This window comes from Rahnella sp. ChDrAdgB13, from assembly GCF_017655185.1.
Classification (GTDB): Bacteria; Pseudomonadota; Gammaproteobacteria; order Enterobacterales; family Enterobacteriaceae; genus Rahnella; species Rahnella contaminans.
In genome coordinates this window covers 20710-45382 of sequence record NZ_JAEMGT010000035.1, presented here as the reverse complement: position 1 = coordinate 45382, position 24673 = coordinate 20710, and the positions used below count along the sequence as shown (strand labels likewise).

20 protein-coding genes are annotated in these 24673 nt (G+C 53.7%); 4 read left to right on the top strand and 16 right to left on the bottom strand.

Annotated elements, in window-relative coordinates:
- Positions 1 to 378: 378 nt before the first annotated feature.
- The gene (cybC, locus tag J8X26_RS12225; RefSeq protein WP_152327349.1) at positions 379 to 765 is read right to left on the bottom strand and encodes a cytochrome b562; all 387 of its coding nucleotides are present in this window, start codon (positions 763 to 765) and stop codon (positions 379 to 381) included.
- Between the two features lie 162 nt (positions 766 to 927).
- Positions 928 to 2268, bottom strand: coding sequence for a metalloprotease PmbA (gene pmbA, locus J8X26_RS12220; protein WP_015690526.1), 1341 nt, complete (start codon positions 2266 to 2268; stop codon positions 928 to 930).
- A 216-nt stretch (positions 2269 to 2484) separates the two neighbouring features.
- Here pmbA and yjgA point away from each other — a divergent pair, with 216 nt between their 5' ends.
- The gene (yjgA, locus tag J8X26_RS12215; protein WP_101074947.1) at positions 2485 to 3036 is read left to right on the top strand and encodes a ribosome biogenesis factor YjgA; all 552 of its coding nucleotides are present in this window, start codon (positions 2485 to 2487) and stop codon (positions 3034 to 3036) included.
- 47 nt (positions 3037 to 3083) lie between these two features.
- On the opposite strand, the gene J8X26_RS12210 is transcribed toward yjgA, so the two are convergent.
- The 3 genes from J8X26_RS12210 to J8X26_RS12200 all read right to left on the bottom strand — a co-directional run bounded on the left by J8X26_RS12210 (position 3084) and on the right by J8X26_RS12200 (position 5382).
- Positions 3084 to 3377 (bottom strand): barstar family protein, encoded by a 294-nt coding sequence (locus tag J8X26_RS12210; RefSeq protein ID WP_165061611.1) that lies wholly within the window; start codon positions 3375 to 3377, stop codon positions 3084 to 3086.
- Between the two features lie 5 nt (positions 3378 to 3382).
- A complete protein-coding gene (locus J8X26_RS12205) occupies positions 3383 to 3844 on the bottom strand; it encodes a ribonuclease domain-containing protein (protein WP_152327350.1) in 462 nt (153 codons plus the stop codon).
- 77 nt (positions 3845 to 3921) lie between these two features.
- Entirely contained in the window at positions 3922 to 5382 is a 1461-nt protein-coding gene (locus J8X26_RS12200) for an NAD-dependent succinate-semialdehyde dehydrogenase (protein WP_165061338.1), read from the bottom strand.
- Positions 5383 to 5567: 185 nt separating this feature from the next.
- Here J8X26_RS12200 and J8X26_RS12195 point away from each other — a divergent pair, with 185 nt between their 5' ends.
- Complete coding sequence (locus J8X26_RS12195; RefSeq protein ID WP_208951006.1) at positions 5568 to 6149, top strand: maltose acetyltransferase domain-containing protein; 582 nt, start codon at positions 5568 to 5570, stop codon at positions 6147 to 6149.
- Between the two features lie 66 nt (positions 6150 to 6215).
- On the opposite strand, the gene aaeB is transcribed toward J8X26_RS12195, so the two are convergent.
- From aaeB to aaeX, 3 genes are read right to left on the bottom strand one after another with little or no spacing between them, the layout of a single operon-like run.
- On the bottom strand, positions 6216 to 8174 hold the full coding sequence (gene aaeB / locus J8X26_RS12190) for a p-hydroxybenzoic acid efflux pump subunit AaeB (protein WP_165061334.1): 1959 nt from the start codon (positions 8172 to 8174) through the stop codon (positions 6216 to 6218).
- Positions 8175 to 8184: 10 nt separating this feature from the next.
- A complete protein-coding gene (gene aaeA, locus J8X26_RS12185) occupies positions 8185 to 9120 on the bottom strand; it encodes a p-hydroxybenzoic acid efflux pump subunit AaeA (protein WP_152327354.1) in 936 nt (311 codons plus the stop codon).
- 7 nt (positions 9121 to 9127) lie between these two features.
- A complete protein-coding gene (gene aaeX / locus J8X26_RS12180; protein ID WP_152327355.1) occupies positions 9128 to 9331 on the bottom strand; it encodes a p-hydroxybenzoic acid efflux pump operon protein AaeX in 204 nt (67 codons plus the stop codon).
- Between the two features lie 286 nt (positions 9332 to 9617).
- On the opposite strand from aaeX, the gene aaeR reads away from it, so the two are divergent.
- The gene (gene aaeR, locus J8X26_RS12175) at positions 9618 to 10556 is read left to right on the top strand and encodes an HTH-type transcriptional activator AaeR (protein ID WP_152327357.1); all 939 of its coding nucleotides are present in this window, start codon (positions 9618 to 9620) and stop codon (positions 10554 to 10556) included.
- A 54-nt stretch (positions 10557 to 10610) separates the two neighbouring features.
- Here the strand turns inward: aaeR and tldD are convergent, their stop codons facing one another.
- The 8 genes from tldD to csrD form a co-directional block, all read right to left on the bottom strand.
- Positions 10611 to 12056 carry a metalloprotease TldD gene (tldD, locus tag J8X26_RS12170; RefSeq protein WP_165061332.1) on the bottom strand — a complete coding sequence of 482 codons (1446 nt, stop codon included), beginning with the start codon at positions 12054 to 12056 and terminating at the stop codon, positions 10611 to 10613.
- A 139-nt stretch (positions 12057 to 12195) separates the two neighbouring features.
- Positions 12196 to 16023, bottom strand: a complete 3828-nt coding sequence (yhdP, locus tag J8X26_RS12165) for an AsmA2 domain-containing protein YhdP (RefSeq protein ID WP_208951005.1) — start codon at positions 16021 to 16023, stop codon at positions 12196 to 12198.
- A gap of 98 nt (positions 16024 to 16121) precedes the next feature.
- Entirely contained in the window at positions 16122 to 17591 is a 1470-nt protein-coding gene (gene rng / locus J8X26_RS12160) for a ribonuclease G (protein WP_013577287.1), read from the bottom strand.
- Entirely contained in the window at positions 17581 to 18174 is a 594-nt protein-coding gene (locus tag J8X26_RS12155; protein WP_152327361.1) for a nucleoside triphosphate pyrophosphatase, read from the bottom strand. Before J8X26_RS12155 ends, rng begins: the two co-directional genes overlap by 11 nt.
- A 7-nt stretch (positions 18175 to 18181) precedes the next feature.
- On the bottom strand, positions 18182 to 18670 hold the full coding sequence (gene mreD / locus J8X26_RS12150; RefSeq protein WP_120508332.1) for a rod shape-determining protein MreD: 489 nt from the start codon (positions 18668 to 18670) through the stop codon (positions 18182 to 18184).
- Positions 18667 to 19674 (bottom strand): rod shape-determining protein MreC, encoded by a 1008-nt coding sequence (gene mreC / locus J8X26_RS12145; protein ID WP_152327362.1) that lies wholly within the window; start codon positions 19672 to 19674, stop codon positions 18667 to 18669. Before mreC ends, mreD begins: the two co-directional genes overlap by 4 nt.
- 256 nt (positions 19675 to 19930) lie before the next feature.
- Positions 19931 to 20974 (bottom strand): rod shape-determining protein MreB, encoded by a 1044-nt coding sequence (gene mreB, locus J8X26_RS12140; RefSeq protein ID WP_013577291.1) that lies wholly within the window; start codon positions 20972 to 20974, stop codon positions 19931 to 19933.
- Between the two features lie 355 nt (positions 20975 to 21329).
- The gene (gene csrD / locus J8X26_RS12135; protein WP_165061326.1) at positions 21330 to 23264 is read right to left on the bottom strand and encodes an RNase E specificity factor CsrD; all 1935 of its coding nucleotides are present in this window, start codon (positions 23262 to 23264) and stop codon (positions 21330 to 21332) included.
- A gap of 397 nt (positions 23265 to 23661) precedes the next feature.
- Here csrD and msrP point away from each other — a divergent pair, with 397 nt between their 5' ends.
- Positions 23662 to 24663 carry a protein-methionine-sulfoxide reductase catalytic subunit MsrP gene (gene msrP, locus J8X26_RS12130; protein WP_208951004.1) on the top strand — a complete coding sequence of 334 codons (1002 nt, stop codon included), beginning with the start codon at positions 23662 to 23664 and terminating at the stop codon, positions 24661 to 24663.
- Positions 24664 to 24673 lie beyond the last annotated feature (10 nt).

Sequence of the window (24673 nt, the reverse complement as noted above, 5' to 3'; positions counted from 1 at the left end):
CGCAAGTTCCTAAATTCAACAGCGGTTTTTGTATCGCCCGTGGGATCGTGAATTCAAAGGCAGAAAGGTTTTATCTTTTACAAAAGTCGATTGGCGTGCTCGAAAATGGCACCGAATGAACGGTTCGAGACCTGAGGCTCGAAACCTGAAATGAGGGAATCGCGCAGCGAGGACATTTTGCGCCACCTGCCAATGTCCCGGAACATGTCCGTCGTGATTGCAATAGCGCGCAGTTTAAGACGTGGAGATTCCAAAGAGGGCTCGTCTTAGCCCTCTTTGGTCGGTTTCGGCACGAGAGGCCGTGTGATAACCGTTATTGAGAAACCGAAACTTACGCTGCTATCAGCATGAAAAGCCGCCTAAGCAGCGGCCATCTGCTTACTTAAACTTCTTGTGGTTCTCATTCCTTGTGGCCTTAAACCCTTCGGCTTCTTTCTTCGCTTCATCTACTTTGCCGGCTTTCGCCAAAGCTGATGCCGAATCAATCTGCCCAATCAGCGTATCCAGCCCTTTGTGGTAATCCTGAATCTCCGGACTGTCCGGCGCTTTGCCTTTCAGCTTCGGCGGTGTGGCTTTTTTCGCGTCTTCCGCTGCCGCTTTCATGTTCGCCAGGCTGGTCGTAAGTTCTGCCTGATCATTGGTCTTCAGCACTTTGCTGTAGTTATCCGCAATCGTGTCCATGTCCGTTTCTAAATCTGCGGCCAGAACCGCCGTACTGCTTCCTAACAGGGCGATTACCGCCAACGCCATCAGTTGTTTGCGCATATTCTTTTCTCTCTATTGTTATTTATTTGTTAGTTAAAACGACATTGCTTGTAAGGCTTTATAAAAATAGGCTGAGAGAGAGGAAAACGGGATGAATTTTTTGTAAAGAAAGGTAGTAAAGGAGGAAGCAGCGATCGGGCGATCGCTGCTTTTAAGTCAGGATTATTCGCCGGCGATTTTCATCGCAGGCAACAGCACAGAGCCGCACTGAATATTGCTGCGGGTTTCAATATCGCTGCCGATGGCGACCATATTGCGCCACATATCTTTCAGATTACCGGCGATGGTGATTTCGCTCACCGGATACTGGATCTCGCCATTCTCGACCCAGAAACCTGCCGCACCGCGGGAATAGTCACCGGTCACGCCGCTGACGCCCTGGCCCATCAGTTCGGTAACAACCAGACCTTTGTCGAGTTTACGCAGCATACCCGCGAAATCATCGCCCTGACCCGCGATGCGCCAGTTGTGAATACCGCCCGCATGGCCGGTGGTTTGCAGACCGAGTTTACGCGCGGAATAACAGGTCATCAGCCAGTTTTGCAGCACGCCGTCTTTAACGATATCACGGCGTTCGGTGCGCACACCTTCGCTGTCGAACGGCGTCGAAGCCAGACCTTGCAGCAGATGCGGATGTTCTTCAATGGTCAGCCATTCCGGCAGAATTTGCTTGCCGAGGCTGTCGAGCAGGAAGGAAGATTTGCGGTATATGCTGCCGCCGCTGATCGCCCCGACCAGATGACCGAACAAACCGGTCGCCACTTCGGAAGCGAACAGAACCGGTGCCTGCATGGTCGGTAATTTACGCGGTGCCAGACGCGATAACGTGCGGCGTGCACACTCTGCGCCGACCCATTCAGGGTCTTTCAGGTCGCTCATTTTACGGGCGATGGAATAGGCGTAATCGCGTTCCATGTCACCTTCGTGTTCAGCAATAACCGAAGCAGAAATGGAGTGACGCGTCGAACAATAGCTCTGCAACATACCGTGGCTATTGCCGAAAACCCGGATGCCGTAGTGGCTGTTGAAACTGCCACCTTCAGTGTTAGTGATTCGTTTATCCGCCTGCAATGCGGCTTGTTCAGCACGGGCGGCCAGTTCGATACTGCGATCTGGATCCAATTCTTCCGGATGGAATAAATCCAGATCCGGCGCATCGAACGCCAGCATCTCTTTATCCGCCACGCCCGCGAACGGATCCGGTGACGTATAACGGGCAATATCCAGCGCAGCCTGCACGGTGCGGGAAATCGCGTCAGGGCTTAAATCGGTGGAAGAAGCACTGCCCTTGCGGTTCTGGTAATACACCGTGATGCCTAACGCACCATCGCTGTTGAATTCTACGTTCTCAACTTCGCCAAAACGCGTGCTGACGCCGATACCGGTGGTTTTGCTGACCGCCACTTCTGCGGCATCTGAGCCTGCTTTCGCCAGCTCCAGTGCCTGTGAGACGGCCTGTTCCAGGGTTTTACGCTGCTGCGCAACTTGATTGACTACGTTCATCGGCATGCCATCGCTTATGAGATAAAAGGGATTGTTCTACACTGAATTATGAAGACGATTACCTTTGAGTCTAACAGAGACTCGCCATAATTTCGCTTTCAGTCCGAGAGTGTTAAACCGAAGTTGCAACAGAATATAGAGGACTGTGGCATAATGCGGCCGAAGCAATAAAGCACAATCAAACTGACAGGATTACCTCGTTAAGAGGAAGCGCCCATGACAAAGAAAATTGACGACTGGCACGACGACGTTCCGGATAACAACGCGAACGAAGAAGATGATGAGATCATCTGGGTCAGTAAAAGTGAAATCAAACGTGACGCCGAGGCGCTGAAAGATCTCGGTGCAGAAATGGTTGATCTGGGTAATAACTCGCTCGACAAATTGCCGCTGGATGAAGATCTCCGCGCCGCCATCAATCTTGCGCAAAAGATCAAGAAAGAAGGCCGTCGCCGCCAGATGCAGTTGATCGGTAAAATGCTGCGTTCCCGTGACGTTGAGCCGATCCAGACCGCGCTGGATAAACTGAAAAACCGCCACAACCAGCAGGTTTCGCTGTTCCATAAACTGGAAATGCTGCGTGACCGTCTGGTCGAAGAAGGCGACGATGTCATTCCTTCCGTTTTAGTTCTCTATCCGGAAGCTGACCGTCAGCAACTTCGCGCGCTGATCCGCAACGCGCAAAAAGAGAAAGCGACGAACAAGCCGCCGAAATCTTACCGCCAGATTTTCCAGTATCTGCGCGAACTGGCTGAAGGCCAGGACTAAAATAAAAACCCGCCTTTTGAGTCACCGAAATGGCGGGGTTTTTCTTTTTAGCCTTTCGCTTTCGCGGCAGGTTTCTCCAGCAGGTTCAGCCGCAACTCGCCTTCCAGCTCTTCTTCCGCCTCTTCAAACAGCAGAATCAGCGCACCAAATCGCCGTTTGCGGCTGGCGTTCAGATTTAAGAAATCAATTTCAACCGGCAGCGCTATTCCGCCGGTCACCTCATCCCAAAGTGCGTCCAGATTCGCGCCGAATTCGTCGGTCAGTTCAAACTGACGGGCAAACTCGCCGTAGAATGCGGGTAAATCCGGGATGTGATTAAAATCGAAGCTCACTTTTTTCATCGACATTACTCCACCCGAACAAAATTCTGATAATGGTTACGGCTGACATAAATCAGTCCGTCGCTGGCAAACAGCACGCGGTCAGCACCGCGGCGTCCGCAGCGATAGTTGATATCTGCCTCACGCCATACGCGTTTGTTAGCCGCCGGTAAACGCCCTTCCCGGTTTGAGAACCGGTCGCCGCCAATGGCTTTTCCCGGCAATACATCGCAGAGGTTGCCGGAACGCGCATCCCAGCCCGCTTCGCGTGCCTTTTTCTTGGTGATGTAGTTATCAGGCAATCTGTGATTCTGGCGCAAATAATTCACCACGGATTGTTCATCAGTACCCGCAACGATTGTGCCCTGATTATATGTCGATTTTGCGACAACGTGTCCGGCAACACCGGCCAGCCCGAGAATGACGGCGATGGCCATGATCAGATTGCGAGAAAAAGTGCGCGAACGCAGCCCGTTGAATGCCTTCATTGACGTCCCTTTTATAATGCGAAAAACCGTCGGTTGCTGAATATTTTTTCTCAAAACAGAGTTTCGGGAAAGCGGACTTATAGATTTCCCAAATGTAATGTTTTCACCTGCAAATACTCTTCCAGCCCCAGCACGGAGCCCTCGCGCCCCAGACCGGACTCTTTTACCCCGCCAAACGGCGCGGCCTCATTGGAAATCGCACATTCGTTAATGCCGATCATGCCGCTTTCAATTGCATCGGCAACGCGGAAAATACGTTGCAGATTCTGACTGTAGAAATACGCGGCCAGTCCGAACGGCGTATCGTTGGCGCGCTTAATCACTTCCTCTTCCGTTTTGAAACGGAAACAGGCTGCCAGCGGACCAAAGGTTTCTTCGCGCGCGACTTTCATGTCGTCGGTTGCATTGATAATCACCGTCGGCTGGAAGAAGTTACCGCCCAGCTTATGTCGCTGCCCGCCTTCCATCAGTTTCGCGCCCTTCTCCAGCGCGTCTTTAACATGTTCCTCCACTTTCTCCAGCCCTTTGATGTCAATCAGCGGGCCGACTATCACGCCTTCATCCATGCCGTTACCGACTTTCAGCTTGCGCACTTCTTCGACCAGGCGCGAGGTGAACGCTTCGTAAACGCCGTCCTGAACGTAGATGCGGTTGATACACACGCAGACCTGTCCGGTGTTACGGAATTTGCAGGTGATGGCCCCTTTCACGGCGGCCTCAATATCAGCGTCGTCGAACACGATATACGGCGCGTTACCCCCCAGCTCCATCGACACTTTTTTCATGGTGTCGGCGCTGTTGCGAACCAGCGTTTTCCCGACTTCAGTAGAACCGGTAAAGGACACTTTTCTTACTTTATCGCTGGCCATAATCACGTCGCTGATAGCCTGCGTATCGCCCGCCACGCCGTTGATGACGCCATCCGGCACGCCCGCGTCTTTCGCCAGCTGCAACAACGCAAAAGCGGAAAGTGGCGTATTATTCGCCGGTTTGATAAGGCCGGTACAGCCTGCGGCCAGCGCCGGACCGAGTTTGCGGGTCAGCATTGCCAGCGGGAAGTTCCACGGCGTGATGGCCGCGACAACGCCGACCGGTTCGCGCGTGGCAAGGATCCGGGAACCGGATTTGGCCGGCGGAATGATTTCACCGTTGGCGCGTTTGGCTTCTTCGCTGAACCATTGCAGATAGCTGGCGGCGTAATCGACTTCGCCCAGCGCCTCTTTCAGCGGTTTGCCTTGTTCAGCCACCATCAGTTCGCCGAGAAACTGTTTGTTTTCCAGCATCAGTTCATACCAGCGGTGCAAAATCTCCGAACGGGCTTTTGCGGTCGTTTTCCGCCATGCGGGGAAAGCGTCGCTGGCGGCTTTGACGGCGGCTTCGGTCTCGGCTTTACCGGCCTTGGCCACTTTAGCCACCACATCGCCGCTCGCCGGATTCAGGACATCGAAGGTGTTTTTGGCTTCATGCCATTCGCCGCCGACAAAATAGCCGGTCTTGAATAAAGGATGCGCGGACAGTTTTTGAGAATGGGCAGACATTAGGGATCCTCCTGATTTGTGCTGTTTAACGCACGGGATTGCGTTAAGTATAGCGGCTGAGAAGAAAGCGTCTGTCAGACAGCACTGAGAGACACAGCTCGCAAAGTTGAATGTCATACGTTCACAGCCCGTGTAGCACTCCGTAAACTGTCTCCAATCTGACTCATTTTAAAAAGGACGAAAGTATGTCGACACGCGAAAAAATGAACATTGGCGAGCTTTATACAGACATGGGCGAAGGACTGCCTGAAGAGCGCCGCGCCGGAAAAGAGCGGGTGTACGATTACAATCTGACCCGCCCGTCTGAAGAAGACAAACGCCAGCGGTTGCTGAAAGACATGATGGGCAGCATCGGCGAAAACGGCTGGATCGAGCCGCCGCTGCGCGTCGCGTACGGCACGCATATTCATATCGGCAAGAACTTCTACGCTAACTTCAATCTCACGGTGGTGGATGACGCCACGGTGACGATTGGCGATAACGTGATGTTCGCGCCAAACGTGACGCTGGCGACAGCCGGTCACCCGATCGACCCTGAAATCCGCGCCACCGGACAGCAATTCTCCCTGCCGATTGTCATCGAAGATAACGTCTGGCTGGGCACCGGAGTGATGGTAAATCCGGGCGTGACAATCGGGCGCAACAGCGTGATTGGTGCGGGCAGCGTGGTAACAAAGTCCATTCCCGCCGGTGTGGTGGCAGCTGGCGTTCCCTGTCGGGTAATACGTCAGATTACCGCCGCCGACCGCGAAGCGTTCATGAAATAATGCGCGGAGCACGACAATAAAAAAGGCCGGTGTAGTTAAACACCGGCCTTATGTTTTTGCAGACAATTACGCCACAAATGAATGCTGATAACGATGTAGCATTTCGGTCAGGCGCCGCACTGGCTCGGTCACTTTCAGTGGTGCATCGTAATCGACCAGCTTCTGCTGATACTCAGCCAGCTCCTTGAGCAGACGCTGGTAGTAGTAAGTCCGCTTGCCTTCGCCCGACGCAGAAACTACGTGATCTGCCGTGTTGCGGATTTTCTTATGGAACGCTGACAGCTCATCATTCACCGGCACTTCGGCGAGTTTCATGCGCTGGTGAGCGATAATCAGCATCAGCGCCAGGCGGTATTTACCGATGTCATTTGGGAACATGACCAGCAGCTGATTGAGCTGATGATACAGCGCCGGAAGGTGGTTTTCACGACGACGGTACGCCTTGGTGGTCAGCGCCGATACTGCACTGCTCATAAAGCGGTTCAGCAATGTGCGCCCCGTTTTATCGCGGGACTTATCGCGAATAATCAGCAACACAGCCATCGCAATGACTGTCCCGATCGCCTGCCCCAGCGCGTTATCGAGAAACGATGTTACGTTAAATTTCATCGGGTTACTGAGCACCAGAATATTGATGGTGCCCGCCAGCAGACCGAGCATTCCGAGACGACGCTTGGTCACTTCGATACCGATAAAGAAGGTAAAAATCCCCAGCATCAGACACAGCAGGAAAAGACTTTGCTGCGTCGAAGGCATGATCAGCATAAACATCATCGAGCCAACCGGGATCGCCAGTAACATACCGACGATAAAATCCATCGCCATGCCTTTCGGGTTCGGCGTGCGCATCGCCAGCGAGGTCACCACGGCGATAATAATCACGCAGCCACTGGCCGACGTCCAGCCGGTCCACAACCACATCAGGCAGCCAATCGCCGTCGCAGTAAAGGTACGCAGGCCGTTGATCAGCGCATGATGCCGTTCTGCTGACACCGGACGCACTACCACTTCGCCTTCCAGCACGCCGCTTTCAATGCTGCTGATGCTGCTGTTGGTCTGAACACCTTTCATCAGCAACAGCGCACGGGTCCCTGCCCCGGCCCAGGCGCTGAGCGTCACCAGTACGTTATCGCTGTGCATGCCGGTAATAATCTGGCGCAGCTGTTTCAGGCGACGGTGAACATCCGCAACGGTTTCTGCCGGTTCAGCAAATAACGCTTTCAGCTCGGGAGAAAGCCTTTCCGGCGTGTCCTGCATAATCAGATAGGTTTCACAGGCCTGGGTAATCATGCTCAGCGAGGTGCTGTGCAGCGCCTTCAGACGCTGATTGCAACGCTGCCAGCGCGATGATTCCATCATCAGGCTGCCGCGCATACCGTTTAGCGCTGTGGTGCTTTTGACCAGATTATTCCAGGATTTGTCGATATCTTCTTTGGAGCCGACATTCACGCAAATCCGCATCAGCGCAAACTGATCCAACATCAGCTGACTGACGGCGCGGTCGATATCTTTTTTGATGGAACGCGGAGAAAACAGCAGATCAGCCACGATGGCGCAGCAAATACCGATCACGATTTCGCTGCAACGCTCAACGGCAAACTGCGGTGTCTGTAACGGTGCGCTGGCGGAAGTCACCACGATAATCAGCGCGGTATAACCCGCCAGCCCCAGCGCATAGGAGTTTTCAATGCGCACCAGTGAAGACCACCAGGTGCAGATGCCCGCCCATATACAGCATAAAAGCAGCATCACGACCGGCGCGCGGGCGGTGGCGATAACAATCACCAGAGCCGCGATACAGCCGATAAACGTCCCGATAACGCGCAGGAAACCACGGTGACGAATAGCACCGGCAAAAGGTTCGCCGCCCGCCACCAGCGCAGGGCCGGAGGTCACAATGGCGGCGGTCATGGCCGACCAGCGCGGGGTCTCGAGTTGCAGATAAAACCCGAGAACCAGAGCGCCGAGGATCGCGAACGTCAGCTTGCAGGCAAAACGTATGCGCGGGATAAGTACGCTATTCATCTTTCCGGCCTTAACCAAACTCTCTCAGGCGATGCAGGAGACGAAGGAACGGAGAACCTTCATCTCGTTTACGATCATGACTGCCGGTAATTACGACGGTGGCCGTCGTCCCCGCCGGGTACGGATGCTGCTGGTCTTTATCGTCGAGCACGATTTTCACCGGCACGCGCTGCGCCAGGCGCACCCATTCCAGGTTGCTGTCGATAGTCGCCAGACCATTGGTCGCCGCCGAAGATGAGCTGTTGGTGACCGCAGCAGCGACGCTGTCTACCGTGCCGTGCATAATGCGGTTACTGCCCAGCGGAGTAATTTCCGCACGGTCACCTTTTTTCAGGCCCGGCAATTTAGTTTCTTCCAGATACGCCAGAATGTAGAAAGAGTTTTTCTTCACCAGCGCCACGGCGGTCGAACCCCGGTTAATGTAGTTGCCGGGATGAACCGTGAGGTTAGTGACCCAGCCATCCGCCGGTGCGACAACCACGGTACGCTCTAAATCCAGTACCGCCAGATCGCGCGCGGCCTGCGCTTTTGCCAGCTGATGCTGCGCGGTTTGCAGTACGTTGTTCGCCTGATCAATTTCTTCCTGCGACATTGCCTGAACGCCCAGTTTCACACGGCGTCCGGCTTCGCGTTTTTTCTCGGCGGCCAGCGCCTGATAATAAGCGACGTCAGCACTCGCTTCGTCCAGCGCCTGCTGATAACGCGGCTGGTCAATTTTGAACAGCACCTGACCTTTGGTCACCAGCTGATTATCAATCACCGGCACGTCAGTGATTAAACCGGTCACATCCGGCGCAATCGACACAACGTCAGCGGTAAATTTGGCATCACGGGTCCACGGAGATTCCGTATAGAACGCCCAGGCTCTGAAGATTGCGATGACAGCCAGAACGACAAGAATCAGCGTAATTGCATAACGTATTATTTTTATAGAGAAATTTTTCACAACGGCCTCAGACGAACAAGCGGGAAATCAGGTAAAAAAGACAGCAATATAATGCTGTGTTAAACAAAGCCGGATGCCAGACAAAGTCATAAATACCAGTCGGTTGTAATATCCGCCGGAGCAGGAAAAACACCACCAGCGCCAGCAGTATTTCAAAAAATACCGGTGGAAACGACAATCCGAAAATCACCATTACCGGAAGCAAACTCATCAAAAATTCCTTACATTATTACCAGCAGCAGTGACGGCGGGCAGATCTGCTCGTCCCGCGCACGCATTATTCATTATTTTAGGCAATGCCACGCGTCCCCGGAGATAAATAATTCACTGGGAAGTGCTCAATGAAACTGTGGGGTTGCCAGGGAAGTGTGCGAAGGTAAGCATTGATTCAGGAAATCAGAAACCTGAGTTTTATCGCCCGGACGAGTATATTAGCGTGCTTATTATCAAGTAATCAACGTTCTGTGATCTAAATCACTTTTAAGCCAGAGTTAACAATGGATCGATTAAAACGCATGTCGATATTCGCTCAGGTCGTGGAAAGCGGTTCTTTTACCGCCGCCGCACGACGCCTCGACATGAGCGTTTCCGCCATCAGCCAGACCATTTCAAAGCTGGAAAATGACTTACAAATCAAATTACTAAACCGCAGCACCCGCAGTATCGGCCTGACAGAAGCCGGAAAGCTTTACTATCAGGGATGCCGGAAAATGCTGCATGACGTGCGTGAAGTGCATGAACAGTTGTATGCCTTCAATAACACGCCGACCGGCACTTTGCGCATCGGCAGCTCATCGACAATGGCACAAAATGTTCTTGCTGCCATGACCGCCGAAATGCTCGGCGAATATCCCGGCCTGACGGTGAATCTGGTCACCGGCATTCCCGCGCCCGATTTAATCGCCGACGGGCTGGATGTCGTGATCCGCGTCGGTGCGTTGCAGGATTCCAGCCTGTTTTGCACCCGATTAGGGTCCATGCCGATGGTGGTGTGTGCGGCACGCAGCTATCTGGCGCAGCACGGTACGCCGGAAAAACCTGCCGATATGGTGAATTTCTCTTGGCTGGAATACAGCGTGCGTCCCGACAGTGAATTTGAACTGATCGCACCGGAAGGCATTTCGACGCGCATCACGCCGCAAGGGCGTTTCGTCACCAACGATTCGCAGACCATGATCCGCTGGCTGAAAGCGGGTGTTGGCATTGCGTATGTCCCGCTGATGTGGGTGATTGAGGAAATTAATGCCGGCGAAGTAGAAATTTTATTCAGAAGCTACCAGTCCGATCCGCGCCCGGTGTACGCGCTGTACACGGAAAAAGACAAACTCCCGCTGAAAGTGCAGGTCTGCATTGATTATCTGACGGATTATTTCAAACGGGTGAGTAAGGTGTATCAGGGTTACCGGCAGGGTAAGAAAGTGACGCAGTGGAATTAGGCAGGAAATAAATAGCCTCCCGCAAAGGGAGGCTAATCGCTGAAAAACCTGAGGTTACGCCGTACCGCCCACCGTCAGATTATCCAGCTTCAGGGTTGGCTGACCGACGCCGACCGGAAGGCTCTGACCTTCTTTACCGCACACGCCCACGCCTTTATCGATGGCCAGATCGTTGCCCACCATGGAAATCTGCTGCATCGCTTCGATCCCGGAGCCAATCAGCGTGGCGCCTTTCACCGGTTTGGTGATGCGGCCTTTTTCAATCAGATAGGCTTCAGAGGTGGAGAACACGAATTTGCCGGAGGTAATGTCGACCTGACCGCCGCCGAAATTCGGTGCATACAAGCCGTATTCCACGCTGCTGATAATATCTTCCGGCGTTGATTTCCCGGCCAGCATGTAGGTATTGGTCATACGCGGCATTGGCAGGTGCGCATAGGATTCGCGACGGCCATTACCGGTTGGCGCAACGCCCATCAGACGCGCGTTCAGTTTGTCCTGCATGTAGCCTTTCAGCACGCCGTTTTCGATAAGCACGTTGTATTGCCCCGGCACGCCTTCATCGTCGATGGCCAGCGAGCCGCGCAGGCCTGGCATTGTGCCGTCATCAACAACCGTGCACAGCTCAGAAGCCACGAGTTTACCCATCTGGCCACTGAAGACTGACGTTCCGCGACGGTTGAAATCGCCTTCGAGGCCATGCCCGACCGCTTCGTGCAACAGCACGCCCGGCCAGCCCGCGCCGAGTACCACAGGCATGCCGCCCGCAGGTGCCGCAACGGCGGTCAGGTTCAGCAACGCCATACGCACGGCGTCACGGGCGAAGGCTTCTGCGCGCACTTCACCATTGACGGTTTCGAGGAAATAATCATAACCGACGCGGCCACCGCCGCCGCTTGAGCCACGCTCGCGACGACCATCCTGCTCGACCAGCACGCTGACAGATAAACGCACCAGCGGACGGATATCCGCCGCCAGCGTGCCATCGGTTGCGGCGACCAGTACGGTTTCGTAGACGCCGGTAATGCTGGCGCTGACTTCCTGAACGCGTTTATCGGCAGCGCGGGCAATTTTATCGACACGGTGCAGAAGCTCAATTTTCGCTTCACGCGGCAGGCTTTGCAGCGGATCCAGTGGCGTATAAAGGGATTTGTAAGCAATTTCGCCCAGCGTATGCGCTTTGCCATTGCCCTGCTCGCGGACGATGCTTCGCGCCGCCGTCGCGCTTTGATTCAGCGCGTTCAGTGTGATCTGATCGGCATAAGCAAAACCGGTTTTTTCACCGCTGACCGCACGGACACCGACGCCCTGGTCGATATTGTAAGAACCGTCTTTGATGATACTGTCTTCAATAACCCAGGCTTCGTGGAAACTGGACTGGAAAAAGAGATCGGCATAATCAAGGCGACGTTCTGACAACTGGCCCAAAACGGAAAACAGATCCTGATGACTCAGATTATTGGCAGTTAGTAACTGCTCACTGACTAAGGCCAGACTCATAGATTCACTCTCTTTTAGACGAAAATCCGGCAGTGCTGGCTCTGAGGTAATCAGTCAGCCTGCCGGACAATCCATTGTTACAACGTTATTAACAGCCTAACACAGCCCGAACGAGCTTTCCTGCGCCGTCTCGGAAACGTTACTGCGCGGTGGCCTCTTTTGGCGGGACAGCAGGTTTACGCAAAATTTCATTGATATGCGGTTCAGCAATCGTCCCGCTAATCTGGTAGCGGATCAGCGAGATTTTATTCCACAGCGGTGCCAGCACTTTACTGGCCGCAAAAACCGCCACGCCGACCACCGGGTTAATCACGAATGCCGTCGCCACGCCCACGGTGGCTGAAATTTCCGGCGCAATCACCGCTTCTAAATCGAGCTGCTGGTTTACGAAATTCACTTTACCGGTAATGGCGATATCCGCCGCCAGCCCGTCAACCAGCAGGTCATCGGTGTGCAGCGTGCCATCTTTAATCCACGCGGTGGATTTGATGGAATCAAAATAGAATCCCTGACCAAAGGTGTCGCTGAAATCCAGACGCAGCTTACGCAGCAGCGCGTCGAAGCTCACCAGACGAAGCAACTGTCCGGCGCGACCGCCACCAATATCAGCAATTTCGCCTTTGCCCAGCTCGTTTTTCAGCGTGCCGTTCAGCGTGCTGATATCCGGCTTCCACGGTACCGATTTCCAGTGGAGATCGAAGTTCACATTAAACGGCGCATCTTTAAGTGGCGTAGTCACGCCAAAGAAGGACATCGCCTGTTCGATATTTTTGCCCGACAGTTTCCCTTTCAGACCGGTATTTTCACCCTGTTCGTCCTGCTTCCAGTCGCCCTGCACGTCCAGTTTTGCCACACCGGTATCAATCAGGCCGTTACGCAGCATCAGCAATTTGCCCTGCGGCGTCAGGTCAGCATTCACCTTGCGGAAGTTCTGCCCGAGGAACCAGCACGCTTCACACCGGAGCTGCAATGCAGGCCAGTTCGCGAAAGAAATCTTACTCGAGGCAAACGGGTTCCCGCCAGGCTGGCCGCTGCTGGCCACGTCGTCCACGGTCCACTGCGGGTTAAAATACAGATAATGCAGATTCGCCAGCCAAGGACCGTTGTCATTCATATTCAGCGTGCCGTCGATTTCTTTACCTTTGGCAGTCACTTCCATGCCCTGATGGCTCTGAACCGACTGAATCTTCAGGTCATTCCAGACCTGTCCGCCCAGCGTCAGCGCCGGTGTGGTCAGAATAATCTGGTGCGGGAAACTGAATCCGGACAGTTTAGTACTGGCGCTTTGCGTCGCTTTGTCCGGCGACAACAGGCCAAGCCAGTTTTCACCATCCAGCGGTGGCAGATGCAGCGTCAGGCTGCTGTCATCCGGCAACGGCGGCGTTTTTTTGGTGTTTTCCTGCCACGAGGCGCGGTCCAGTTTCAGCTGTTTGCCCAGCAACCAGCGGCTGTTGAAATGGTTTTTACCCGCCAGCACACCTTCCAGATTAAAGCTGTGCAAATCACCTTTGACGTTCACCACCAGCGGCATCGAATGACCGGGCTTTTTGTTCAGCGGATCAGGTAAGTGACTGCTTACATCTTTCAGGTCAGCATTCACGTCTACGGTATACGTCGGCGTACCTTTATGCGGAAGGGTGATATTGACGTTGCCTTTCCACGGCGTACCGCCGGAAATTTTGCTGGCCGCCGCGGCAGGCATGCCTGGAATTTTTGACAGCTGCCAGTTAGCATCCAGACCAACCTGCACTTTGAAATCGTCCGGCAGTTCCTGCGTGCTGAACATCACGTTGATCGGTTGCCCGAACCAGTTACCGGTTAACTGATTGCTTTGAAGATTGCCGTTGTCGTAGCTGAACTGGCCGCTGAGATGGCTGATTTTGCTGTCCAGCGGTTTGATAAACAGGCTGTTATCGTTAAGCGTTACGCCACCGGATGCGCGCACCAGTTCCCCGTCCAGCGGAATGTCCAGATGTAAGCGACCATTTACTTCGCCACCAATCTGGAGCTCCTGCAATGCAGAACCCAGCGTGTCGTGAAGTGGCGTATCCATGAAGTAATCGCCGATGTCTTTACCCTGCCCGCGCAGGTCGGAATCGATGAACAGTTTTTCTTTCAGATAATCCGGAATATTTGCCACGACGTTGTTGCCATCGACATTGCCCAGTTTGGTGTGCGCGGCTTTCATAAACAGGCCGTCATTCAGGAAGTCGAGGTCGATATCCAGATCGGTCAGCGCAGACCATTCCGGCTGGAACTGGAAGGTCGAATGGCGCAGCGGAACCCAAACCTGAAACTGCCCTTCGTTCTTTTTAAACGGGAAATGATGCGGATTGCCGTTAAAGGTCAGCGTCGCGTTATCCACCTGCCCGGCCTGAATCGCGCCACTCAGATAATCCACCAGATGTTTGCCCATGAGCGGTTCAGGGAAATAGCGCCAGGCCTGGCCCGCATCATACAGGCGGATACCGGCCAGAATGTTCAGCCACGGCTCACCTTCAGCGGGTTGCTTGTAGCTGAAATCACCTTTCGCCCACAGCGCGTTGGCTTTGACATCCACGTCTTTGCCCGACAGCGCCCAGCCGTCTTTGCCGCTGGTCCAGTTGAATGTACCTGTTGCCACACTCACGTCCAGCGGCGCGCGGAACATTTCACCATATGGCAGAAGGCTGTCCTGTAAATTAACGGTCAGTTGCCCGCCCGACATGCTGCCTTTCACGCTGCCTTTAAAGTGGTTAATACCGGGCAGAAGTTCCCAGCGCTGCCAGCTGACACCATTCCAGCTGGCATCAAAACGGGTCTGATCCGGCTGTTTAAGCGGGATATCCAGCGCGAGGCGATCGACATTCCCTGCCGGTTTCAGATCCTGCCAGCGCTCCAGCAGCGACGGTGTCAGGAAGGAAAAAGTCGGAATAATCGGCCCTAAACGTTCGAGTTGCAGATTTGTACCGCGGATACGTAATTCTTCGCCCTGCGTGGGCCCGAGGAAATCATTATTTTCAGGCAGGTACAGCGCTTCGAGACGCCCTTTCGGCCACTCTATGCCGTCAGTTTTCAGGTTCAGCTGTTGTGTACCAACCTGCCAGCCATCGCCCTGACGGCTGCCGTGCAGAGCCAGGTTATCAACGTCCAGACGGTGTTCATCCGCGCCCGTTTTCCAGGTCGCCGAGCCGTTTTTCAACAGCGCATCGCCCGCGTAAATATCGCCGTTACGCACCGTCAGCCAGGCCGCAAGGCTGAAATTGGCGTTTTCTAAACCGGTATTGCTGCGCAGCCAGCGGCTGAACCACGGCTTCATATCAATATCGTCGGCCTGCAAATAGATTTTGCCGTTATTGAGCAGACCGTCGGTATCGTTGAGATCCATACGCACCTGGACAATGCCGTGCTGCCCGTTGAAGCTGGATAAACTCAGCTGCCCTTCGGCCCGGTGACGGTTGTGCGTGTTCAGCCAGGTCAGTTGCGGAATATCGAATTCAGCGCGCGGGCCGGAAGGCGTCAGAAAAGAAATACGGCTGTTACGCAAATCGAAATGATCGACCTGCCTGAGGAAGATGTCGCTGATGCGATTTGGCTGAATGCCGTTCCCTTTATTGGTATCGCCGCCCAGCGTGCTGTTGAGATCCAGCTGCAAATTATAGAAAGTGAGATCGCGGAACTGCCAGCGGAAATGGAGAAGGGATTGCCAGACGTCGAGCGCCATCGTGATGCGCTGAACCTGCCAGTCAGAATCCGGCAGGGTCACATGCAGACCACGGATTTCCATGACAGGGCCAAAAGTTTGCCAGCTGGCACTGATTTGCGACAACTCGATCGGCACGCCCGTAGCGGATTCTACTTTGCTGACCAGTTGTGTCTGAAAGCGGGTGAGCTGAGGCAATGCCAGACGCAAGCCACTGATCACCAAAGCCACTATCACGACAAGGGTTGCGCTGGTCGTTAATAAAATACCGGGCAGTCGCCTCAAACTTCTCTCCTTGTTTCCCATTCCATACGGGTTTTCACCCGTACAGACGGCAATGGAAACCTTTAACTTCTCGATGTTGCTGGCTTGCGGCCATCAAATCACATCATCACCACGTCAAACTGCTCCTGACTGTAGAGCGGTTCAATCTGCACTTTGACCTGTTTACCGACGAAGATTTCCACTTCGGCCAGCGCATGTGATTCTTCGCCTTTCAGCGCCTCCCCCACGGCCGCAGAAGCGTAAACCAGGAAACGGTCAGAATCGTAGGCGTGATGCACGCGCACGATTTCACGCAGAATTTCATAGCACACTGTTTCGACCGTTTTCACCGTGCCACGCGCGTGACAGGTCGGGCAATCGCTGCACAATACGTGCTCCACGCTTTCACGGGTACGTTTGCGGGTCATTTCCACCAGACCGAGCGCGGAGAAACCGTGGATACCGGTTTTGACGCGGTCTTTGGATAATGCCTGCTCGAGGCTGTGCAACACGCGACGCCGGTGATCTTCATTCGACATATCAATGAAGTCGATGATGATAATGCCACCGAGATTACGTAACCGGAGCTGCCGGGCGATAGCCTGTGTTGCTTCGGTGTTGGTGTTGAAGATGGTGTCTTCCAGATTACGATGGCCGACAAACGCACCGGTGTTGATGTCCACGGTGGTCATGGCTTCGGTCTGATCGATGATCAGATAGCCACCCGATTTCAGCTCAACCTTGCGCTCGAGCGCACGCTGGATTTCATTTTCCACATCAAACAGATCGAAAATTGGCTGTTTGCCGCTGTAATGCTCCAGCTTGCTGGTCATTTCCGGCATGTATTCGCTGGTGAATTCCACCAGTAATTCATAGGTCAGACGGGAGTCAACGCGGATCCTGTCCAGCGCTTCGCCGGCAAAATCACGCAGCACGCGGTGCGCCAGCGCCAGTTCGCCATACAGCTTGCACTTGGTTTTGTTACGACGCTTGCGTTCCATGACTTTGGTCCACAGGCGTTTTAAATACGCAGCATCCTGCTTAAGCTCTTCTTCACCCACGCCTTCGGCCGCGGTACGAATAATATAGCCTCCGTGTTCGTCACAATATTCTGAAACGATGCGTTTGAGGCGGTCACGTTCTGCTTCGCTTTCGATGCGCTGGGAGACACCAACGTGAGACGCTCCCGGCATAAACACCAGATAACGGGATGGCAAAGTAATGTCGGTCGTCAGGCGCGCGCCTTTGGTACCCAGCGGATCTTTCACCACCTGAACCATCAGATCCTGGCCCTGATGCACCAGCTCTGCGATATCGCGCACATGGAAATTTTTCTGCTCATCGCGCGCCACACATTCGGTGTGAGGCATGATGTCTGAAGCGTGCAAAAACGCTGCTTTTTCAAGGCCGATATCTACAAATGCTGCCTGCATCCCAGGCAATACACGGCTGATACGTCCTTTATAAATGTTGCCGGCAATCCCGCGTTTGGTCTCACGCTCAATATGGATTTCCTGCAGAATGCCACCGTCAATGTAGGCCACGCGGGTTTCAGACGGGGTGACATTGACCAGTAATTCAGCTGTCATGTTTACTCCTAAGCTCGCGTAAGGCAGAAAATTCATTTAGCAGTTCCTGAGTTTCCACCAGAGGAAGACCCACAACTGCATAGTAACTGCCGCGAATTTCACGGACGAAACAACCGCCCTTTCCCTGAATACCATAAGCGCCCGCTTTATCCATGGGCTCACCGCTCAGAATATAATGTGCAATGTCGTCGGAGGATAGTGAACGGAAGGTGACATCGGTCACAACCAGCGTACAGAGGCAATCCCGACGATCCGCAAAGGCGATGGCGGTCATCACCTGATGCTGTTTTCCGGACAATGCCTTAAGCATAACAGCGGCTTGCGCTTCGTCACGTGGCTTTTCCAACACTTTACCGTCAAGTACCACAATCGTATCTGCGCCCAGTACCGGCAAATCTTCTGATGCCACCGCCACACCGGCCTGCGCCTTGTCTTTCGCCAGGCGTAAAACATAGTCCTGCGGCGCTTCTCCGGGCTGACGTTCTTCTGCCACATCTGTCGACAGACGCTCGAAAGGCAGTTCCAGCAAAGTCAGTAATTCACGGCGACGCGGAGAGCCGGAGGCCAGATAAAGTGCAGTCATAACATCCTCATTGCACGGCAAACTGACGACGAATTTTTCGCATCAGCAGGAACAGCCATGGCCACAGAATACCGTCAACCACACTGCTCCAGAAAACTTCCGGCCGGAACGAAACGTTAACGACCAGGAATTCCCCCCAGAACACCATGACGTCCACGGCCAGTGAAAGCACCATGACAATCAGCGCCTGCTGCCAGAGTGCCAGATTACGGAATAACTGGAATTTAAAGGCGACCAGATAAGCGGTAATCGCAAATGCCAGCGCCCTGATCCCCAGCGTTGAACCGAGGATCAAATCCATGATGAAGCCGACAACAAAACCGGTACCCACATTGACGCGGTGCGGCAAGGCCATCACCCAATAAATCAGGATCAGCATCAGCCATGAGGGCCTGAACATGTAAATCTGCTCAGGCCACGGCATCACTTGCAGCAACATGGCTATCAGGAAGGATAGCCAAATAATCCAACGTCCGTGGCTCCGGTAACTGTTCATTGTGTGGCTCCCTGTGCAGGCGGAGCGCTGACAGGCGCCGTCACCGTGCCTGTGGCAGGAGCGGGAACAGGTGCCGGAGGCCCCATATCACCCGGCGGCGGCAGAACCTGTGGCATCATTTGCATCAGACGCTCATTGGCAACACGATGCACTTCGTCCGGCGCAAGCGGATGTTCGCCATTCCGGTCAGAACCCCACAACAACAGAAGATAGCGCAGACGTTGCAGACCGGCTGTAGGACGAGCCTGAATCACGGTGTACGCGCGCTGGTTATCCACTTTGACAGAAGACACCACGCCCACCGGATAACCTTCAGGGAAACGCCCACCCAACCCGGAAGTCACCAGCACATCGCCGACACGAATATCGGTATTGCTTGGAAGATGCTCGAGTTGCAAATCGTCAGCACAACCGCTACCCGCCGCAATCACGCGGATATCGTTACGCAACACCTGAATCGGCAACGCATGGGAAGCATCGCAAATCAGCAGAACGCGGCTGGTCAGTGCGGCAACGGCCACAACCTGGCCGACTACACCTTTATCGCTGATCACCGGCTGCCCGATGTAAACGCCGTTGTTGCTGCCTTTATCGATGACAACCTGATCGCTGTACGGATCATTACTGGTGGAAAGTACCTGCGTCACCATCTTGTGCTCGTCCTGACGCAGTGGTGAACCCAGCAATTCACGCAAACGGGCGTTTTCTTGTTTGTACTGACCAAGCAACATCAGATCGCTGTTTTTCAACAGCAATTCCTGACGCAGTGCGCGGTTTTCCAATTCAAGCTGGCCACGTGTCGCAAAAGTCGAGGAAACCTGATCTAAAAATTCACGCGGGGCGTTAGATAGGAAATAGAAGGGACTTACGGCAGTATCCATATAGGTGCGGATTTTAACAAACGTACCTATCTTACTGTCGGCAACAATCAGGACAATGGCCGTAAGAATAGCCAAAAAAAGTCGCAGTTGCAGGGAAGGCCCCCTGCTAAAAATTGGCTTCATAAAATATGCGAGTTCCTCGGCAACAGAAGGTTTCAGCCAGTCGAAGTCGGTGCTTCATCTGACAGAAAAGGCGGCAATCTCATGGGATAGCCAAAAACACCGCCTGAACAATTAAGCTCAGACAGTGTTTGCGCGGATCCACATTGAACACTGCACACTTCACGTTGCAGGTTTTACCTGACGGACAACCACCTTCCCGGGCAGACTATTTCTGCTTGCAACGGGTCTTGTCAAAAACAACAAGTCTTCGCTGAGATTACTCTTCGCTGAATAAGTCGCCGCCGTGCATGTCGATCATTTCCAGTGCTTTACCACCGCCGCGCGCTACGCAAGTCAGTGGATCTTCTGCGACAACCACCGGAATACCGGTTTCTTCCATCAGAAGGCGATCGAGGTTACGCAGTAATGCGCCACCGCCGGTCAGCACCATGCCGCGCTCAGAAATATCGGAAGCCAGTTCTGGCGGGCACTGTTCCAGTGCAACCATCACAGCGCTAACAATACCGGTCAGCGGCTCTTGCAACGCTTCCAGGATTTCATTGGAGTTCAGCGTGAAACCACGAGGAACACCTTCAGCCAGGTTACGGCCACGCACTTCAATTTCATGCACTTCATCGCCCGGATACGCAGAACCGATGCTGTGCTTAATGCGCTCTGCCGTGGCTTCGCCGATCAGTGACCCATAATTACGACGAACGTAATTGATGATGGCTTCATCGAAGCGGTCGCCGCCGATACGGACAGAAGAAGAGTACACGACGCCGTTCAGGGAAATCACGGCAACTTCCGTTGTACCACCACCGATATCCACAACCATGGAACCGGTAGCTTCTGAAACTGGCAGACCCGCACCGATTGCCGCAGCCATCGGTTCTTCAATCAGGAACACTTCACGCGCGCCTGCACCTTGTGCAGATTCACGGATAGCGCGGCGTTCAACCTGAGTTGCGCCGACAGGCACACACACCAGCACGCGAGGGCTTGGGCGCATGAAGCTGTTGCTATGAACTTGCTTGATGAAGTGTTGCAGCATTTTTTCAGTCACGAAGAAGTCAGCGATAACGCCATCTTTCATCGGACGAATAGCCGCGATATTGCCAGGAGTACGACCCAGCATCTGTTTTGCGTCGTGACCTACAGCAGCAACGCTTTTAGGTGAACCAGCACGATCCTGACGAATAGCCACAACAGATGGCTCATTCAGCACGATGCCTTGTCCTTTTACATAGATAAGGGTATTGGCGGTACCCAGGTCGATGGACAAGTCGTTGGAAAACATGCCACGAAATTTCTTAAACATAACGAAAGGATAATCCTGCAAGCTGGGGGCGGAAAATAAAATCCGCCTACTTTACCAACCACGCGAAGCAGCGACAAGGCGCAAAAACGTCCTGCTTCCGTGAAAATTGTCCGCGATGTCGCCATTCACTGGTTGTTACTTTTTGAGGCTGATGGCACTGCGAAATAATTCTGTATCGCAGGCTCGGTTTACCTCGGGCAGGCACCCAGGCGAAGTAGCAACACCGCACATAAATTCTTACACTTTCACCCACATATTCCGTCCACCTGCGGCCATAAAGCGTGCACCGGATGCCAGGTAAGGGTGTCGGTTAAAAGCTGGCTCATTCTACGTTAAATAAACCAATAACGGTCACTTAAACATCGCGGTTGTGTGAATATTTTTTACCGACCGGTTCAACAGGCTGTGGTCCGGCAAAAAAATCCCCCTGGCCGCCGTGGATACCGCTTTTCTGCAAGGTGTTCCACTCTTCTTTTGTCCTTATGCCGGCTGCAAAAACCAGCGCCTGAGTCCCTTCACATGCGCTGAGCAGACTTTGAACAAAGAGCTGATTCTCCACCCTTTTATCAATATCACGCACCAGTCCGGGGTGAAGCTTAACCCTTTCCACCGGAAAAGTTTTCAGATACGACGTGCTGACCACCGTCAGACCGGCCTGTGAAACCGCCAGCCGACAGCCCAAACCTTGCAATAAACGGATCGCAGGGCGCAGCCGGTCGGTATGTTGACAGAGATCTGCCTCAGCAAGTTCAATCAAAATTCGGTTTCGTTTTTTTCTTTCACACTGAAGCAGCGTATCGCGCAGCCAGCGAACAAATGAGCGCTGCAATAATGAATCAACCGTCAGGTGAAATGCTAACGTTTCGTCCGGCCAGCGGTTAAGTAACGGAATAATCTGACTTAACATCACCCGATCGAAGCTCTGAGACAGCCCGAATTGCACGACAAGAGGAATAAACTCGGCCGCCAGCAGTTCCTGTTCGCCATCAAAGACGCGCCGCTGAATCTCGCGGTGATCGAGTTTTCCGTCTCTGCCAAACGCCGGTTTCTGGTACAAACGCGGACCGCCGCGCGCCAGAGTGTTTTCCAGCAAGGTGCGCCAGCGGACGCTGCCACGCCCTTTTTCCGGCACGTTTTTATCGTAGATAAACCAGCTGTTGCTGCCCTGGAAGGCCGCGTGGCGCGTTGCCTGTTCGGCCATATCCATAGCCTGATCCGGCGTCTGGCCGAAACGGTACGCGGTGATCCCGATGTGCATCAGGGCGTCCCGGTCGATCAGAGAAGACGTCGGCAGCACGCCCAGCGCATTAATTAACTGCGCGGCCATCACTTCGGCATCTTTCAGCGTGCGGTGCGGAAGGAGCACAGCAAAATCGCTGTGGAAGTAGCGCGCCAGCAGCGCATCGACATGACGCATCACGAAAGTCGATAACAGGTTCACCATCGCCGACCGTAATTCTTCAACCACCGTCTGCCCGTGGATTTCGCGCATCATGTCAAAATCAGGCAGCCGCAGCAGCATCAGTACGCCATGCGCGCCCGCTTCTTCGAGCTGCGTCGCCAGCTGATTGTCGAAAAACAGCCGGTTGCTGAGCCCGGTTTGCGCATCCCGCTGGGCGTACGCGCGGATCAGCGTATCGACGCGGCTGCGCTGTTCGCGCGCTTCATTAAGATCGGTTAACAGGAGATCGATAGCGCTGCTGGCAGAATGCGGCCATTCCCCGACAGTGCCAGCCAGCCCTTCCCGTTCACCGCGCAAAATCCTGACGGCGCGGTCTTCCAGTTTTTCCACACCTTCGGTTTCATTACGTAACCAGCGGAAACTCAGCATTAACATCGCGAGCATGACCACGATAGCCAGGCTGATTGCGAGCGTTGAACGCATGGAGCGGATATAGCTGCTGACGGGATCAATATAAGAAACACGCAGCGACATTGCGTGGTTTTGCATCAGGGGGATAACTACCGTGTCATATTCTGGCATCACGCTGTCCCACGAACGGTGCAAATCCGGGCGCTCGTGATATTCATAGACCGTGGAGTTATCGAGCTTTACCTCGATATCGGTGACGTCAAGCATGCGCATCGCCTGCGGCAGCCAGCGCTCGGCTTCCGCCGGAGTATGAGTCAGTAACGACTGATCATAAGTGGTCGCCAGCGCCTGTAAGTGCTGTTCGGTACTTTGCTTGTTGAGGTAGATAAAACTAAACGTCACGCCAAGCAACATTAACAACATTGCCAGCGCAACTAACATCGAAATCAGTGCCGATAGTCTGGTAGTAAATCGCATCCCTGTGCCTTACTCGCTACGGTGAGGTGGAAACAGCGCCCGTATTCTCTGAGCCTGCTACGAAAAAAACGCCGCTACTATAAAACAGAAAAACCCGCCGGCAGGAGAAATTTACCAAACAGGCATGAAGGAATGTTACGGGCATTGGCGGGCGCAGGGTCTGATATTCGACAATATCTGACCATTTTGTACCCGGGAAAGTTGCATTTACATACATTCATAGCATAGCAACTCAAAAGTTAATCAATTTAGAATTCTTATGGTGTCAGGAGAAATGCGCCAAAACGGGGGATTAAAAATCGCTATTTTATTTGCCTGTCTCGCAAAACCCTGTGTTTCACGCCATGCTGTCTACATAACGATAAAAACATTAATAAGATGAATACCGGAGACTGCAATGTCCAAATTTCGCAAGCTGACGGAAGCTGATGTCACCCCCGAGGATATCTTTCAGGATCGTCGTAAAGTTTTGCAGGCGCTGGGGATCAGCGCTGCCGCACTGGCGATCCCGGCCAGTGCGCAGGCAGATATTCTTTCCTGGTTCAAAGGCCATGACCGCCCGGCCGCGCCCGCGGGAAAACCACTGGATTTCACCAAACCCGCCGCCTATCAGAATTCACTCACACTTACCCCGGAAGATAAAGTGGAAGGCTACAACAACTTCTACGAATTCGGGCTGGATAAAGCCGATCCGGCCGCTAATGCCGGGCAACTGGTGACGTCACCCTGGACAATAAAAATCGACGGTGAAGTGGCTAAACCGCTCACACTCGATATGGACGACATCATGAAGCGCTTCCCGCTGGAGGAGCGAATCTACCGCATGCGCTGCGTGGAGGCCTGGTCAATGGTCGTGCCGTGGATCGGGTTCCCGCTGAGCTATCTGCTCAAACTGGCCGAACCGACCAGCAATGCGCGCTATGTCGCGTTCACCACCCTTTATGATCCGGCGCATATGCCGGGACAGAAAGACCGGTTTATCGGCGGCGGGCTGGATTATCCCTATGTCGAAGGATTACGTGTAGATGAAGCGATGCATCCGCTGACCATGCTGACCGTCGGCGTTTACGGCAAAGCATTACCGCCGCAAAACGGTGCGCCCATTCGCCTGACGGTGCCGTGGAAATACGGCTTCAAGGGGATTAAGTCGATCGTGAGCATCAAATTCACCCACGACGAACCCCCGACGACCTGGAACCAGATTGCGAACAATGAATACGGTTTTTACGCCAACGTGAATCCGCATGTTGATCATCCGCGCTGGTCGCAGGCCACGGAACGGTTTATCGGTTCAGGCGGATTGCTCGACGTTCAGCGCCAGCCGACACTGCTCTTCAACGGTTATGCCGAACAGGTCGCCTCGTTGTATCACGGTATGGATTTGCGCAAGTTCTATTAAGGAAGGCCAC